This window comes from Gottfriedia endophytica, assembly GCF_017814275.1.
In the GTDB taxonomy this organism is placed as follows: Bacteria; Bacillota; Bacilli; order Bacillales; family Bacillaceae_G; genus Gottfriedia; species Gottfriedia endophytica.
Map to the genome: position 1 here is coordinate 385,664 of NZ_JAGIYQ010000002.1, position 16,513 is coordinate 402,176.

Consider the following 16,513-nt stretch of genomic DNA (forward strand, 5'->3'; position numbering starts at 1 on the left):
CCTTTTATCCAAAAGCCTAAAATTTCCACTAAGATAAAAGCTTGGTTTGGTACCAATCGAACCGACAAAATTACTAGTCGATTTGTCAAAGATACACTTTATTGTTAATAACAATATATCTAAAACAACTGGACTGGTATCACAATGATTCTGAATAAAATGAATTGTTAACCCATCTTCACGACTCTAAATTCTCATAAAAAATTGAGCGTCAACCGCACCATTTAGTGGTAGTTGAACTTGTTGACGTAGTTGACGTTGTTGTACTTGTTGATGTTGTCGTACTTGTTGACGTTGTCGTACTTGTTGACGTTGTCGTACTTGTTGACGTTGTTGTACTTGTTGATGTTGTCGTACTTGTTGACGTTGTCGTACTTGTTGACGTTGTCGTACTTGTTGATGTTGTCGTACTTGTTGACGTTGTCGTACTTGTTGACGTTGTTGTACTTGTTGATGTTGTTGTACTTGTTGACGTTGTCGTACTTGTTGACGTTGTTGTACTTGTTGATGTTGTTGTACTTGTTGACGTTGTCGTACTTGTTGACGTTGTTGTACTTGTTGAAGTTGTCGTACTTGTTGACGTTGTCGTACTTGTTGACGTTGTTGTACTTGTTGATGTTGTTGTACTTGTTGATGTTGTCGTACTTGTTGACGTTGTCGTACTTGTTGACGTTGTTGTACTTGTTGACGTTGTCGTACTTGTTGACGTTGTTGTACTTGTTGATGTTGTTGTACTTGTTGACGTTGTTGTACTTGTTGATGTTGTTGTTTCTGTAATAAGCGCAAGAACTTCTTCTAATTTAAATTGAAGAAGCATTTCTGTTTTTATAACGTTTTGCAATGTCTGATTTACACTTTGGTTTATTGAAAGCAAATCAGAAATAGATGTTGCAACCACTTCTGAAGTAGGTAACGTCCCCAACACGGCTTGAATTTTCTCTGCCTCAGCGTTAATAACGTGCGCTAACCCAAGTTCCTCGAATGCAATAGATGCAAGAAGTAAATTCACTACTTCTTCTCTAGTAAGACTAATAGATGGGTTAACATTAGGGATGTTTGGAAAAGTCATATTCATTTCACCTCATTTCGAATATTTCTTGATAATTTATGAAATGAAGTTTTATCTTGAAAGGTATAATAACCTATTTCTTGTCCTTGAATAGAATAAGGGCTATCAAATTATGTATTTATGCAAACATAAAAAAGATAGTTTTACTTTAGAAAGCAAAACTATCTTTTCACCCTATTTTATAGATATATTTAATTTAAATAGTTCACCTTTGTGCATTCTAGGAGAAATCAACCTAGATACAAAACCAATAATGATATTTTTATTGAACGATTACTACTTTAACAGGACTTTTTTTCACTTGCATCTACTAGATAGACTGATACCTTTGTTCCCTTTTTTTGTAAAGGAATGGTTGTTTTAAACGTACCATTTTTTCCAAGAATTGTTTTACCAAGAAGTTTATCCTTAGAAAAAATATACACTGTTACAGTCACGCATGGTCTTTTTTGAATAATTCCTTTTAAAAAACAAATATTAGATTTATTAAAGGAATTTCTTACATAAGGGAGTATTTATATATGGACTTATCACATAATCAAAGAATTGAATTACACGGATTTAATAACCTGACAAAATCACTGAGTTTTAATATGTATGATATTTGTTTTACAAAAACGCGTGCAGAACGTGAAGCTTATATTGATTATATTGATGAACAATATAATGCTGATCGATTAACTAAAATCTTATCAACAGTAACTGATATTATCGGAGCACACATATTAAATATTGCAAAGCAAGACTATGATCCGCAGGGTGCAAGTGTCACAATATTAATCTCAGAAGGCCCAGTTGATGATGCTTCCCTAGAATCTTTAATGGAGACTCCTGGACCCGTTCCAGAAACTGTTTTAGCTCAGCTTGATAAAAGTCACATCACTGTTCATACATATCCTGAATATCATCCTGATGATGGGATTAGTACATTTCGTGCAGATATTGATGTTTCTACTTGTGGGGAAATTTCTCCTCTTAAAGCTTTGAATTATTTAATCCATTCATTTGATGCTGATATTATGACAATTGATTACCGTGTTCGTGGATTTACACGAGATATCACTGGGCATAAATTATTTATTGATCATGAAATTAATTCAATACAAAACTATATCCCTGAAAAATTTCAAAATATGTATGATATGATTGATGTAAATGTTTATCAAGAGAACATCTTTCATACAAAATGTAAACTAAGAGAATTTGATTTAGATAATTATTTATTTGGATATACAAAGGAAAAATTATCTAAAGATGAAATTGATGTGATTACAAAACAAGTTAAAACAGAAATGGAAGAAATATTTTATGGGAAAAACATGTCAATTTCTCATATAAATATGGAGGAGAATAATGGATCATAACAAAACACCTCTCTTAACAGGTGTCATTGAATATGCTCAGGAGAACATTACAAGTTTTGATGTACCTGGACATAAACGAGGAAACTCACTTGAAGAATTAAAAGAAATTTGGAGTGAGTTAGCATTAAAGATGGACGTAAATTCATCAAAGCGAGTGGACAATTTATCTCATCCAACAGGAATCATCCATGAAGCTGAAATTTTGCTGGCTGATGCATTTCAAGCTGATCATGCATATATGCTTGTAAATGGCTCAACTTCAGGTGTTCAATATATGGTTATGAGTGCGATTGAACATGGGGATAAAATCCTCTTGCCAAGAAATGTACATAAGTCAGCTATCAATGCATTAATTTTAGCAGGAGCAAAGCCAGTTTTTATTGAACCCGAAATTGATGAATACTATGGGATTGTAAACGGTGTAACAGTAAAATCCGTCTTACATGCACTTGATCTTCATTCTGATGTGAAAGCTGTTTTGATTATTAATCCTACCTATTTTGGTGCGACTTCTAATTTAAAAGAAATCATATATCAATCACATAAACGAAATATCCCTGTATTAGTTGATCAAGCTCACGGTGCTCATTTTTCATTTCATCCCGGCTTACCTCCTAGTGCTTCTATTCTTGGAGCAGACTTAGTTACATTAAGCTTACATAAAACTGGAGGAGCTTTAACTCAAGCTTCTGTTCTTTTACATAACGATCGTTTCATCACGAAAAATAAAGTTCGTTCAACGATCAATCTGTTTCAAACAACATCAGCCTCTTATTTACTAATGTGCTCTATCGACCTTGCACGGAAGAAGCTATATTTAGAAGGTAATGATCGATTTGAAACGTTATTGAATTTAACTAAAAAAGCAAAGAAACAGATAAACAAAATAAAAGGTCTTCAATGTATTTGTCGTGACACCTATCGAAATGACCAAGGTGTTTTTGATTATGATGAATTGAAAATTGTTGTGAGAGTAACGGATTTAGGATTATCTGGTTTCAAAGTGTATGATATGTTAGCTGAAGAATACAAGATTCAAGTTGAATTAGCTGAGCCAAATGTAATTTTAGCCATTGTATCACTCGGAGATAATGAAGAAACGATCACAACTTTGGTTAACGCATTAGATGATATCAGTAAACGTTTTTTTGGAAAACTACCGAAAAAAGAAATTGATTTTAGTGCAACCTTAAAAAATCCAAAAATGGTAATGACGCCACGTGATGCTTACTATCATTCTAAAAAAATCATTCCGATTCAAGAAGCAAGTGGTTTAATTAGCGCTGAGTCAATAATGATCTATCCTCCAGGAATCCCTTTATGTATTCCTGGAGAATTAATTTCAGATGAATTAATAGAACATTATTTATATCTAAAAGGTGAAGGCACCATTACAATTAGCGATGATGATGATCCTAATTTAATAAAAGTAATCGATCGAGATCAGGAGGAAAATTTAATGGATTTATGGTACACAGAAAACCACCAAGATGACACTAAATTTTCAATAAAAGTACAGGAGCACATTCATTCAGAAAAGAGTGAATTCCAACAAATTGACTTTTTCAGAAGCAAAACATTTGGTACATTCTTCACATTAGATGGATATATGATGGTAACAGAAAAAGATGAGTTTATTTATCATGACATGATTACCCACATTCCGATGGCAGTAAATCCTTCTATTAAGAAGGTATTAATTATTGGTGGTGGAGATGGCGGAACAGCTAGAGAAGTTCTTCGCTATCCTCATATCGAGAAAGTAGATATGGTCGAAATTGATGAGCGTGTTGTAAGACTATGCCAACAATATTTACCTTTAACGGCTTCTAAATTAGATCAAGATGATCGGTTGAAATTGCATTTTGAAGATGGGTTAAAATTTGTCCAAGAATCCGCTGATGGTTCGTATGATTTAATCCTTGTTGATTCAACTGATCCAATTGGTCCTGGTGAAGGATTATTTACAGTAGAATTTTATAACAACTGCAAAAGAGTTTTAAGCGATGATGGCATTCTCATCAATCAACATGAAAGTCCGTATTATGCAAGCTATGCCCATGAAATGAAACGGGCTCATTCTAAAATTAAAGAAACTTTCCCTATCGCTAAAGTATATCAATTCCATATGCCAACTTACCCTTCAGGTCATTGGTTGTTTGGATTTGCTTCCAAAAAATATGATCCAATCAAAGATATTAAAGCGGATGAGTGGCATCAGCTTGGAATCAAAACAAAATATTACAATACAGATTTACATATTGGCTGCTTCATGCTCCCTACTTATGTAAAAAATGAATTGGATAATGCTTAATACAGCTTTAAAAAAGGCTGTTTCCTATAAATTATTGCTATTTTAGAATGCGTTAGTTAATTACAACTCCATGATGCTCCCTTTCTGGTTGGGTGGGCGTGGACTAAATGAAGGGATCTCTTTAATTTGAGATCCCTTTTTTCTGAATTTAAGTCTCGAAAATCCGCTCACTTTCCATGGACGAGTAAATATCTTTCCAAGCTATTGAACAATATTCAATTTATTCCAAGTGCTTTTTTAGTAGCAGGCCCAACAATCCCATCAACTGATAAGCGACGGTCTTTTTGAAAATTTCGTACTGCATTTTCAGTGGAAGTCCCAAAGATTCCCTTTTCATCTTTTATAACATAACCCTGAGCGATAAGTTTAGATTGTAATAATGTAACTGCACTACCATGACTTCCTTTTTTCAAAATATTACTATTAGGTTCTTCTGGGGTTACTGGACCATTCGTTTGTTTCGTTACTTTATAACCACTTGCTAAAGCAATCGTATCAAATGACTTTTTAGATGAAGTGATAATGACTGGTGTATTGATTTTCACTTGAGGAAATAGCCATTCTATTTGATTATTATACATCCGAATACACCCATGACTTATATGTTTTCCAATTGAACTTGCATTACTATTACCATGTATCCCATATGTGTCTCCCCAAGTTCCCCTAGCATTTAGTCCAAGCCAACGCTTACCAAGTGGATTACGTGGATCCCCACCAGGAATATGTTCTTTGTAAAACGGCCTATTTACAATTTTGTTTACAATTTTGAAATTCCCTTCAGGGGTATACGACCCTTTTCTTCCGGTTGCTACCTTAAACACTTTTACCAGTTTTCCATTTTCATAAAAAGCAAGATTGTTAGTTGTTTTGTTAATTACAATTAATTGGTTCGTAGCTGCATAACTATGTGTTGTTCCTAGTCCAAAAAATAGTAAAAATAAACATACAAACATAACAAAAACTCTTTTTATCATTTCTCTCCTCCCTTTCCACTCTTCTCAAAAACTCAATCGTTTTATCCTATGATGGAAAAGGTTGAATATGTTCCAATTTTTACAATAAAAAATCCCTATTAAATTGATGTTCTAAAAATGGCTAATTCAAAAAAATAATCCAATATAAGACAGAGACAAAAATGGAATTTTAGCATAAATAAATACAATGAGATTAGTATGATTTAGGAGTGAAATATATGAATACTCCCTGGATTAATAACCAGAAAATGCAGCATGTCATTTCTAAACAAATGAACACATTTAAATCTTCAGGAGTGAAGAAAAAATCGAATAATTCAAGTTTACAACAAATGAATGAAACGGATAAAATTCAAAACACTAATGATCTATCGAATAATGATTCTATTCGTGCGAATAAAGGAAATCCAATTAATTCATATGAAAAAGACTTAATCATTAAAATGTGTTATTTGATGAATCTATTTAAAAATGAAATGAATCCTACTGGAAGTTCTCCTGAAGATACTGGCCATAAAAAAGACGTAGCAAATGGAGGGGGAAAATCCTATAATGAAGTGGATTATCATCATAATCATTCTGTTTTTGATTCTGAAAGTAATCAGAATGATTTTGAAACAATTAAGTCCCAGTTTTTTTTAAAAGATAAAGAGAATCTAGGAGATGACGAAGATTTAATAAAAAATAATTCAGAAAAAAATAAAAGTGATTTTAAAGCTAAAAATTCTACCGAAATGACCATCGACGATGAAAAAGCTGCAAACAATAAATTAACTGAATCAAATCTCATTGAGGATAAAGTGGAACCTTACTCAGAAAGTTTACAGTCTCCACTTGTCTTACAAATTGATACAAACAATAACGAGGCTAAAAGTATAAATGTAGAACCTATTTCTAACTTTTCGCATGAGCTGAAAACAGTTAGAGCTGCTGGAATAAATACTGATCAAGATAATCAGTTCAATCCAGATAAGACTCCCACAATTCTTCAAACTAATAAATTAAATGATGAAATCAATTTTAACAAGCTAGAATATTCTTCTAACATTACTGAGGAGATTCAAACTGTCAATGACGTTGAAATCGAAACTGATCAAGATATCAAGTTCGACCCAGAGAAGACTCTCACAATCCCTCAAACTGATAAATTAAATGATGAAATCAATTTTAACAAGTCAGAACATCCTTCTAACATTAATGAGGAGATTCAAACTGTCAATGACGTTGAAATCGAAACTGATCAAGATATCAAGTTCGACCCAGAGAAGATTCACACAATTCCTCATACTGATAAATTAAATGATGAAATCAATTTTAACAAGTCAGAATATTCTTCTAACATTACTGAGGAGATTCAAACTGTCAATGACGTTGAAATCGAAACCGATCAAGATAACCAATTCAACCCTGAGAAGACTCATACAATCCCTCAAACTGATAAATTAAATGATGAAATCAATTTTAACAAGTCAGAACATTCTTCTAACATTTCTGATGAGATACAAACTATCAATGACGTTGAAATCGAAACCAATCAAGATAACCAGTTCAACCCTGAGAAGACTTCAATCAAATCACAAATTAATAAAGTAAAAGAGAAAACCAATATTAATGATTCAGATCCTGCTTCTAACTTTACTGATGAGATTCAATTGATAAGAGCCGGAAAACCATTTAACGGGCTAGCTATTCAAGACTTTTCTAAGGCAACTCAAGATAGGCCACAAATTAATGATTACCATAAAAACCCTTACTATACTTATACAGAAACTACTTCTCACTTTCATGAACTCAAAACATTCCAACCTGAAGATAAAATTAGTGAGCAAAATATTCCAGCCATTCCTAATGACACTCAGGTTAGGTCACTATATGAAAAATATATTAATGAATCTAGACATATTCATACTGATCCTAATTCTAAGTCAGATGAACTTAAAAGCGTCAATTTTGATGAAAAGGTTAGTGAGCAAAATATTCCAGCCATTTCTGAAGATACTCAGGTTAGGTCGCTATTGGATAATTATGATAAAAAGTCTAAACGTAATCATACTGATACTACTTCTAACTCTCACGAATTCACAACTGTCAAAACTAAAGAAAACAGTACTGAAATAAATATTCCATCTAACACTGAGGATTCTACCCTTAGGTCACAAAATGATGAATATAATAAAGAACATAAAAATATTCAAATTGATGTTACTTCTTCTCATGATCTCAATACCATCAATAATGATGAAAAAGTTAATGATCTAGATATTCCCAATAATTCTGCGGAATCTCATTCTGGAAATCAAGATGAGAAATTAAATAATGAAACCATTCTATCTAATTCAGAAGTGCCCCCTAGTCATAAACTAGAATTTCAATCTGAAAATGAAAAAGTTAAAAACCCAGTTTTTATTTCCTTTGATTCAGTTAATTATGTGAAATCCAATCATAAAAATGAGGATCAAAAAACCACACAAACTGACAATATGAATATCTATCAGACTAACACCAATCCAAATCAAACTAATATCGTTGAAGAAATAGCAACGTATAATAATAGTGATCGATTTTTGGTAAAAATGAAGCCATTTCATCATACCGATCCTTTTTCGGTGGAAATGAAACCTTTTAATAATGGAATACCAAAAATAGAGTCAAAAAAAAATAATATTATTGAAACGAATCCTACTAAGAATCAAAACGATTTTTCGAAATATGGAAATATCTTTTTAAAAGAAGTAAAAATTCCATTTTCAGTCAATGTTAAAATCAATGATTTTCTTCATTCCCCTCTATTTGGGGGTAAAACCCAAAATAACTTTGAATTTTCTAGTAGTAATAACCAATCTCCTCAATTATTTATTACTACATCTCATTATTTTGAGCATCCATATTGTAGTCTAATTAGTTCTACAATTAGCGAAAGTACACTTTTTACGGAAAAGATTCAGTTTCCAAGTAAAAATACTCAAAACAATTCTCATTTAGTAAATGTAACTACTTTGCATGAATCACATTCTTTGAGAAAAAATGAACAAATTAATAATGAAAATACAATTAATGATTCTTTGTATGTTAAAATTCCTGTTGTTGTAGGAGAATATAAAATAGAAATATGTACTGAAGAAGAATTACAATTTGATGAAGAGATTGTAAGAATAAAAGAAATATCGAAAGAACTATTTCTAACGGATGGTAAACTCGTGCCTACAAAATTTTCAGAACCGAAAATTAGTGGTATCAGTAAAGTAGTAAAAGGAAACCTATTTATTGAAGGATTCGTACAACAAACTATTGAATGCGTTAATGGTAACAACATAAATAATCAAAAAAATTCTGTAAAAACTCTATGTCAAAATATTGTCGTTGAATTAGTTGTACAACTTCTTCAAATCCAACCAATTCGAATTGGTTATAAAAATAGAGAATAATGAAAGTCAATAATAATATTTCAAAATAAAATCTCTTTAATATAAAAATGAGGAAATTAACTACTATACATGTCTATGCCATTCAGTAAACCTAGCATATCGTAGTAAAGTAGAGTTTATTAAAACTCAAATAATATTAAGGAGATGTTTGATTAATGAGTAATCAAAATCAACCAGTTTCACCTGCTTGTCCAGTAACATCAACTGAACAAATTCCTTTAAATGTATCACAAACAGCAATATTTTCTGTACCAGTTACACCAACAATTAAAGTTCCAGTTGTATTGGCAGAGCCAACGCTTCAAATTGTAGTTGAATCCGATATTACGCTAAATCCTCCAGCAACTGAAATTAAAAGGGTCGTAAAGAATGTATTTTTAGAACAAGTAAAGCTTGTACCTGTTTCATTTACACGTATTGATGGAACAGATTTCTTTGAAGTGAATAGAGCTAAATTATTTGTATCTGGATTTATTCGCAAAAATATTGAATATGCATCAAATAGTTGTAATGCTCCACTTCAAGATCGAATCGCTGATGTTCCATTTAACGGATTTGCTGATCTTACAACCTTTTTAACTCGTCCTAAACTTGCGTTTGGTCAAACTAATTCAGCTAATTTTCTTAATGAAAAAAATCAAATTGTCCCTCGCTTAGATAAATTCTTCTTCCAAAATCTAGTTAAATACAACGAACAACCATTTGGTGAGTTAGTTGCTGCTAACTTCTTTGAACTTGATTTTTCACCAGTTATGGCAAGTCCTGAAGGGCCATTTAGCACATTAAGAGAAAAAATCGTTCTTGATCTTACTGTTAAAGTATTACAAACTCAACAAATTAAAATTAATACTGGTGCAACACAACAAGTTCCTATATTACCTGAAATAATTATCGGAGACTGATAATTTATAACAAGTTAATAATGCTAAACTACTAATTAGGATGTATTCAGTATTTGCAAAATAATTGAATTAGATAAATTTGTAAATAATTCTTATAAAGTAGTTTATTAAAGTTACAATTCAAATAACTTTTGAATTGTAACTTAGCATTTCACAAAGCCTCTATTTCGTAAACAAAACTTTTTACGAGATAGAGGTAATTTTTTACACAAATCAATTAAGTTTTAAAACAACTATTAACTTATTTCCATTTCATCTAGTCTTTCTTGTTAAAATAGTCTAGTCTAATTTTTTCACAACAAAAAATGATCCTGTACAATGGGCAATTTTTTCCCATCATCTCGATGTACTTCTCCCTCAACCACTAATGTTTTACTTCCTTTGTGAATGTTATGTGCTGTTGCTTTTAATGATTCTCCTACTCCGTGTGCTATAAAGTTAGGGGAAAATAACTATTATATATGTCTAAGCCATTCATTAAAAATCGCATATCGTAGTAAAGTAGAGTTTAAAAAAACTCAAGTAATATTAAGGAGATGTTTGATTAATGAGTGATCAAAACCAACCAGTTACACCTTCTTGTTCAGCTACACCTGTTACACCTGCTTGTCCAGTAACATCAACTGAACAAATTCCTTTAAATGTATCAGAAACAGCAATAGTTTCTGTACCAGTTACACCAACAATAAAAGTTCCAGTGGTATTGGCGGAACCTACGCTTCAAATTGTAGTTGAATCCGATATTACGCTAAGTCCTCCAGCAACTGAAATTAAAAGGGTCGTAAAGAATGTATTTTTAGAACAAGTAAAGCTTGTACCTGTTTCATTTACACGTATTGATGGAACAGATTTCTTTGAGGTTAATAGAGCTAAATTATTTGTATCTGGATTTATTCGCAAAAATATTGAATATGCATCAAATAGTTGTAATGCTCCTCTTCAAGATCGAATCGCTGATGTTGCATTTAACGGATTTGCTGATCTAACAACATTTTTAACTCGTCCTAAACTTGCGTTTGGTCAAACTAATACAGCTAATTTTCTTAATGAAAAAAATCAAATTGTCCCTCGCTTAGATAAATTCTTCTTCCAAAATCTAGTTAAATACAACGAACAACCATTTGGTGAGTTAGTAGCTGCTAACTTCTTTGAACTTGACTTTTCACCAGTTATGGCAAGTCCTGAAGGGACATTTAGCACATTAAGAGAAAAAATTGTTCTTGACCTTACTGTTAAAGTATTACAAACACAACAAATTAAACTTAATACTGGTGCAACACAACAAGTTCCTAAATTACCTGAAATTAGTTTTGATTGTTAATTTTTAACAAGTTAAGATTGCTAAGCTACAATTAGAATTTATTTAGTATTTGCAAAAATAATTCCAATAGATAAATTTGCAAATCTGTCATATAAAGTAGTTTATTAAAGTTACAATTCAAAAAGCCTCTATTTCGTAAACAAAACTATTTACGAAATAGAGGCTTTTTTACACAAATCAAATAAGTTTTAAAACAACTATTAACTTATTTCCATTTCACCTAGTCTTTTTTGTTAAAATAGTCTAGTCTATTTTATTTTTTCACAACAAAAAAGGATCCAGTACAGTGGGCAATCTTTTTCCCATCATCTCGATGCACTTCTCCCTCGACCACTAAGGTTTTACTTCCTTTATGAATAATTTTAGCAGATGCTTTTAATGATTCTCCTACTCCAGGACCTATATAGTGAATGTTTAAATTTGAAGTAACCGCACCATAGCCTTCTGGAACTACCTCATTTGCTAAAAGTCCCATTGCAGTATCAATAGTAGTCGCCGTAATACCGCCATGAACAATATGTAATATATTTTCTGTTAGCTTATTGATTGGAATCTTAACAGTACATTCATCCTCATTTACTTCTATATCCATTTGCAATAATTCTGATATATACGTTCGATGACTATTTTGTTTTTTTCTTAATACCCCATTTAGTAATTGATACAAAACAATTTGTTCTTCATTAGAAGCGTTTTCTAAGCATTGATGAAACAGCATTTCTATTTGATCTTTCATATCTTACATTCCCCTTTTATTAGACATAGAAAAAGGACTAGCATAGGCTAGTCTAATTTTAAAATTTAACTTGAATGACTTTACCATAAAAAGTAAATATACATACTTTAGTCTAAAACTCGTTATTTACCATGTCAAATATTTGATTGAATTATTAAGCTTTTTCTAAACTTGTTCGTTTTTTAACACCTACATTTATAACAAGAATTGTTAACATAATTGATAAAACTAAATAGATGGTCAAGATTAAAATATCGTGTAAAAGTATATTGTAATTTCCAGTTGAGATGATGGTTCGAAAACCTTGTACTGAATAAGTCATTGGTAACAAGGCATGTAGTTTTTGTAAAAAATTTGGAGACAGCTCATATGGAAATGTACCTGAACTTGCTGTTAATTGTATTACAAGTAGAATAACCGCTATAAACCTTCCTGCATTATCCCCAATTGTTATGAGAAATTGAATGATTGACATAAAGATTAAACTTGTAAAAAAAGAAAAAATGTACAAATAGCCTTTGCTAATCGGATCTAATCCTACAAGATAGATTAAAAATAAATTCGTTATGATGCTGTGACCTAGAGAAATCATCATTAAGATAAGAAATTTTGAAAGGAACCATGCTATCCCAGATGGAGGACTTTCGTAAGTAGTCCGTAATGGAAAAACTGTAGAAAGTAATAATGCCCCCACAAAAAAGCTTAATGAAAGAAAATATGGCGCTAACCCTGTTCCATAATTTGGAACTTTATTTACCATTTTTTCCTTCAACCGTACAGGGTTAGAAATCATTTCATAAGTGGGTTGCCCTGCTTTGATCGCATCTATTTCCTTCGCACCACTCGCCAATTTATCTGTTAATTGCTTACTTCCAGCTTGTAACTTGTCTTCCCCTTTTTTTAAATTTGTTAAATTACTAATAACGCTAGTCCATCCTTTGCTTATATCGCCGGTACCTTTCGTAATTTGGTTTTGTGATGAGGCTATCACTTTTGCTCCGTTCGAAATATCTTTTAATTTTGTCGTAACAGTATGTGTTCCTTGATTTAATGTCTTAGAGCTTTGTGCAGTTTTCGTTAGTCCCTCATTAAACTTTGTTAAATTCGAGTTTACTTCACTTAGTCCTCCAATCAAATTTTTACTAATCGTATTTATTTGTTGAATTGATGGATCTTTCATTAACTCGGGATGATTTTTTTCTAACCCCATAATCGATTGATCTAATTGTTTCGATCCATAAGAAAGTGGATTCACCCCAGAAATTAATTGATTCGAACTATAATTTAAAGAATAAAGAGTGTTGCTTAGTGTATTTAATCCACTATCAACTTGCGTCATCCCTGTAGATAGTTGATCTGCCCCTTTCGATAACTGTGAAGCAGCATCACTTAATTTTTTTGTTCCATCAGCTAATTGACTAATTGGAGCACTTTGTTTTTGCATTCCACTAATCATGTCTTGCGTCCCAGTTGAAAGCTTTGATAACCCTGTTGTAATTTCATTAGAACCTTGGCTGGCACTTTTAAGATCCTTACCAATTGTCAAAAGATTTCCCATAAATACTTGTGCATAATTTTTACTTAAGTTTTGAGAAAGTTTTGTTCGAATTTTATCAACACCAGATCTACCTATTTGAGAGGCAATAAAGTTACTTCCAACATTTACTTTATAATCAAGCTCAAGTGGTTTTGGATTCGCACTCGACAAGGTCGTAGCATTCTTTGAAAAATCAGACGGAATATAGATTCCAAAGTAATATTTATTATTTTCGATTCCCTTATCCGCTTTCTTTTTATTTACAAATTGCCATTTAAAACTTTTATCTTTTTTTAATTCACTCACTAAGTCATTTCCTATTGCGTAATTTGTTCCTTTATATGTAACAGGTTTATCTTCATTCACTACAGCTACCGGCAATCTCTCTAATTTCCCATAAGGATCCCAATTTGCCCATAAATACGTTCCGCTATATAAAGTAGGTACAAATAATATAACAATTATACTAATAAGCAATTTTGTATCTTTAAATAGATGGACCCATTCATTTTTTATCCAATCATTCACTTTATTTACACCCTCTTTTAAGCTAATAACCATATGATGTTTTTTTTAGTATGTGTAGGGTGTAGAGATTTATGTAGTCACTATATTTCACGTTTTATTCTAAATAATGATTTTAAGTTAGTCTGAACAATTGATAATGAAGTTAATTGGAACAGAAGGTGCGAGACTCCTGTGGGAGAAGTGTGACAGGTGAGACCCCGCAGGAGCGATAGCGACGAGGAGGCTCACCGCCAGCCCCACGGAAAGCGGGCAACCTTACGTTCCAATTAACTTATCGCATTCTAAAATAGCTACAACGTTTACGATAACCGCTTTAACAAAATCTTTTTTCCTTAAATTAAAATAATTTAGTATATTATAAATACAGAATTAAAAATTAAAGGAGAAACTTATGGATAAACAAACGTTTCTTTCTGAGTTGAAAATTTTAAAAGAAATTGCTGAGATATTAAATCATGGAACTGATTTAAAAATGATGTTAAATGATGCATTAGCTAAATTACTTCAAGTAACAGGACTAGGGACTGGGTGGATTTTTTTCATAGATAAAAATGGTAATTATGAATTACTTGCTTCAAACCATCTACCACCTGCATTATTAAATGAAGAATTTAAGCCAATGTGTACAGGTGATTGTTGGTGTGTTGACAAGTTTATAGGTGGAAGGTTACAAAAAGCATCTAATATAATGGAATGTAAAAGACTAGAGGATTCGATCCTTCAAAATTGGGGAGAAACATGGGATCTTACTCATCATGCGACTGTCCCATTGTTTGCCGGAGAAGAACAATTTGGATTACTAAATGTAGCTTCACCTCATAAAACCCATTTCGAACAAGAAGAATTGGATTTACTAAGTTCAGTAGCTCTTCAAATCGGTACTGCCATTAAAAGAATTCTTCTAACTCAAAAGGAACAAGAAATTAAATTAATTGAAGAACGAAATCGACTTGCGAAAGACCTTCATGATTCTGTTAGTCAGTTACTATTTTCTGTTAGTCTTTCTGCAAAAGCTGGTATGACGATGTCAAAAGAAGTTGCGATTAAGGACACCTTCTCTCAAATACATGAGATTGCTCAAAATGCTCAAGCCGAAATGAAAGCCCTAATTTGGCAACTTCATCCAAAAGGGCTTGAAAATGGAATTCTAAGTGCATTAAAAAACTACGGTGAAATGATTGGACTGACTGTTCAAATTGAATGCAATGGCATTTCTTCCCTTCCTTCTACAATTGAAGAAGCATTATGGAGAATTGGTCAGGAAGCATTTAATAATTGTAAAAAACATTCAAATCAGCAAAATGTCATTTTACAACTCACCATTAAAGATAACAATGTAAAAATGGTGATTATTGACTATGGAACAGGATTTAATAGTTCAGTAAAAAAGGAACTACCATCACTTGGCTTAAAAAATATGAAAGAACGAACAGAAAAGGTATCTGGCACTTTTTCCATTAAAAGTAAAATAGGAAAAGGAACAAAAATAGAAGTCAAGATACCATTATAGGGAGGAAAAAATGACAATAAAAATTGTAATTGCAGATGACCATCATATTGTCAGAAAAGGACTAACGTTGTTTATCAATACACAAGAAGATATGGAAGTTATCGGGGAAGCAAAAAATGGTCAAGAGGCAGTAGAAATCACAAACAAATTGCAGCCCGATATTATCTTAATGGATTTATCAATGCCTATCCTGGATGGTTTACAGGCAACAAAGCGAATTAAAGAAAATAATCCTGAAATGAAAATCATGATACTTACAAGCTTTTCTGATCAAGATCACGTAATCCCAGCTTTAGAAGTAGGTGCAGCTGGATATCAATTAAAAGACAGTAATCCAGATGATTTAATTATTGCTGTCCGAAAGCTAATGAATGGTGAACATCAATTTCCTGAAAAAGTGACTTCCCAACTACTTTCTCATTTAACAGGTAAAAAAGATAAAACGAAGCATTTATTAGATGAACTAACAAAACGGGAAAAAGAAGTATTAAAAGAAATAGCATGTGGTAAAAGTAATAAGGAAATAGCCTTCTCTTTAGAAATTACTGAAAAGACAGTTAAAACTCATGTTTCAAATATTTTAATGAAGCTACAATTACAAGATCGAACTCAAGCTGCTCTCTATGCTGTTAAACATGGACTTGTATGTGACCAAAACCTATAATAGGTTTTGGTTTTGTTTTTCTCTCCTATTACCTTCATTTAGGAAGGAAAAGTTGATATTATTCTCGAATTCAAAAACCTACTACTTTAGTTGTAGGTTTTTCTAATTTTTTCCTACAACTAATCGAGTAGATCTTCTCTACCACTTGGCCGAGGTTGAGCATTTT

The 16,513-nt window shown here is 32.0% G+C and carries 12 protein-coding genes; 8 read left to right on the forward strand and 4 right to left on the reverse strand.

Annotated features, from left to right (window positions below; all coding sequences use genetic code 11):
- The first annotated feature begins 227 nt into the window (after positions 1 to 227).
- The gene (locus J5Y03_RS04540; RefSeq protein WP_209402964.1) at positions 228 to 809 is read left to right on the forward strand and encodes a hypothetical protein; all 582 of its coding nucleotides are present in this window, start codon (positions 228 to 230) and stop codon (positions 807 to 809) included.
- A 541-nt stretch (positions 810 to 1,350) separates the two neighbouring features.
- Here J5Y03_RS04540 and J5Y03_RS20175 read toward each other — a convergent pair.
- A complete protein-coding gene (locus J5Y03_RS20175) occupies positions 1,351 to 1,506 on the reverse strand; it encodes an Ig-like domain-containing protein (protein ID WP_407648399.1) in 156 nt (51 codons plus the stop codon).
- A gap of 84 nt (positions 1,507 to 1,590) precedes the next feature.
- On the opposite strand from J5Y03_RS20175, the gene speD reads away from it, so the two are divergent.
- Together speD and speE are read left to right on the forward strand one after the other, a co-directional pair.
- Positions 1,591 to 2,433: an adenosylmethionine decarboxylase gene (gene speD / locus J5Y03_RS04545; protein WP_209402966.1), complete on the forward strand. Its 843-nt coding sequence runs from the start codon at positions 1,591 to 1,593 to the stop codon at positions 2,431 to 2,433.
- On the forward strand, positions 2,423 to 4,747 hold the full coding sequence (gene speE / locus J5Y03_RS04550; protein ID WP_209402969.1) for a polyamine aminopropyltransferase: 2,325 nt from the start codon (positions 2,423 to 2,425) through the stop codon (positions 4,745 to 4,747). Before speD ends, speE begins: the two co-directional genes overlap by 11 nt.
- A 215-nt stretch (positions 4,748 to 4,962) precedes the next feature.
- Here speE and J5Y03_RS04555 read toward each other — a convergent pair whose 3' ends face one another.
- Complete coding sequence (locus J5Y03_RS04555; RefSeq protein WP_209402971.1) at positions 4,963 to 5,724, reverse strand: L,D-transpeptidase family protein; 762 nt, start codon at positions 5,722 to 5,724, stop codon at positions 4,963 to 4,965.
- A 218-nt stretch (positions 5,725 to 5,942) separates the two neighbouring features.
- Here J5Y03_RS04555 and J5Y03_RS04560 point away from each other — a divergent pair, with 218 nt between their 5' ends.
- The 3 genes from J5Y03_RS04560 to J5Y03_RS04570 all read left to right on the forward strand — a co-directional run bounded on the left by J5Y03_RS04560 (position 5,943) and on the right by J5Y03_RS04570 (position 11,372).
- Positions 5,943 to 9,149 carry a BC_2427 family protein gene (locus J5Y03_RS04560; protein ID WP_209402973.1) on the forward strand — a complete coding sequence of 1,069 codons (3,207 nt, stop codon included), beginning with the start codon at positions 5,943 to 5,945 and terminating at the stop codon, positions 9,147 to 9,149.
- Between the two features lie 155 nt (positions 9,150 to 9,304).
- Positions 9,305 to 10,051, forward strand: coding sequence for a CsxC family protein (locus J5Y03_RS04565; RefSeq protein ID WP_209402975.1), 747 nt, complete (start codon positions 9,305 to 9,307; stop codon positions 10,049 to 10,051).
- Positions 10,052 to 10,598: 547 nt separating this feature from the next.
- The gene (locus tag J5Y03_RS04570) at positions 10,599 to 11,372 is read left to right on the forward strand and encodes a CsxC family protein (protein ID WP_209402977.1); all 774 of its coding nucleotides are present in this window, start codon (positions 10,599 to 10,601) and stop codon (positions 11,370 to 11,372) included.
- 253 nt (positions 11,373 to 11,625) lie between these two features.
- Here the strand turns inward: J5Y03_RS04570 and J5Y03_RS04575 are convergent, their stop codons facing one another.
- Together J5Y03_RS04575 and J5Y03_RS04580 are read right to left on the reverse strand one after the other, a co-directional pair.
- Positions 11,626 to 12,108: a PaaI family thioesterase gene (locus tag J5Y03_RS04575; protein WP_209402979.1), complete on the reverse strand. Its 483-nt coding sequence runs from the start codon at positions 12,106 to 12,108 to the stop codon at positions 11,626 to 11,628.
- 154 nt (positions 12,109 to 12,262) lie between these two features.
- Positions 12,263 to 14,173: a YhgE/Pip family protein gene (locus J5Y03_RS04580; RefSeq protein ID WP_209402981.1), complete on the reverse strand. Its 1,911-nt coding sequence runs from the start codon at positions 14,171 to 14,173 to the stop codon at positions 12,263 to 12,265.
- 391 nt (positions 14,174 to 14,564) lie between these two features.
- Here J5Y03_RS04580 and J5Y03_RS04585 point away from each other — a divergent pair, with 391 nt between their 5' ends.
- Together J5Y03_RS04585 and J5Y03_RS04590 are read left to right on the forward strand one after the other, a co-directional pair.
- Positions 14,565 to 15,683 (forward strand): GAF domain-containing sensor histidine kinase, encoded by a 1,119-nt coding sequence (locus J5Y03_RS04585; RefSeq protein WP_209402983.1) that lies wholly within the window; start codon positions 14,565 to 14,567, stop codon positions 15,681 to 15,683.
- 10 nt (positions 15,684 to 15,693) lie between these two features.
- Complete coding sequence (locus J5Y03_RS04590; RefSeq protein ID WP_245208736.1) at positions 15,694 to 16,347, forward strand: response regulator; 654 nt, start codon at positions 15,694 to 15,696, stop codon at positions 16,345 to 16,347.
- Positions 16,348 to 16,513 lie beyond the last annotated feature (166 nt).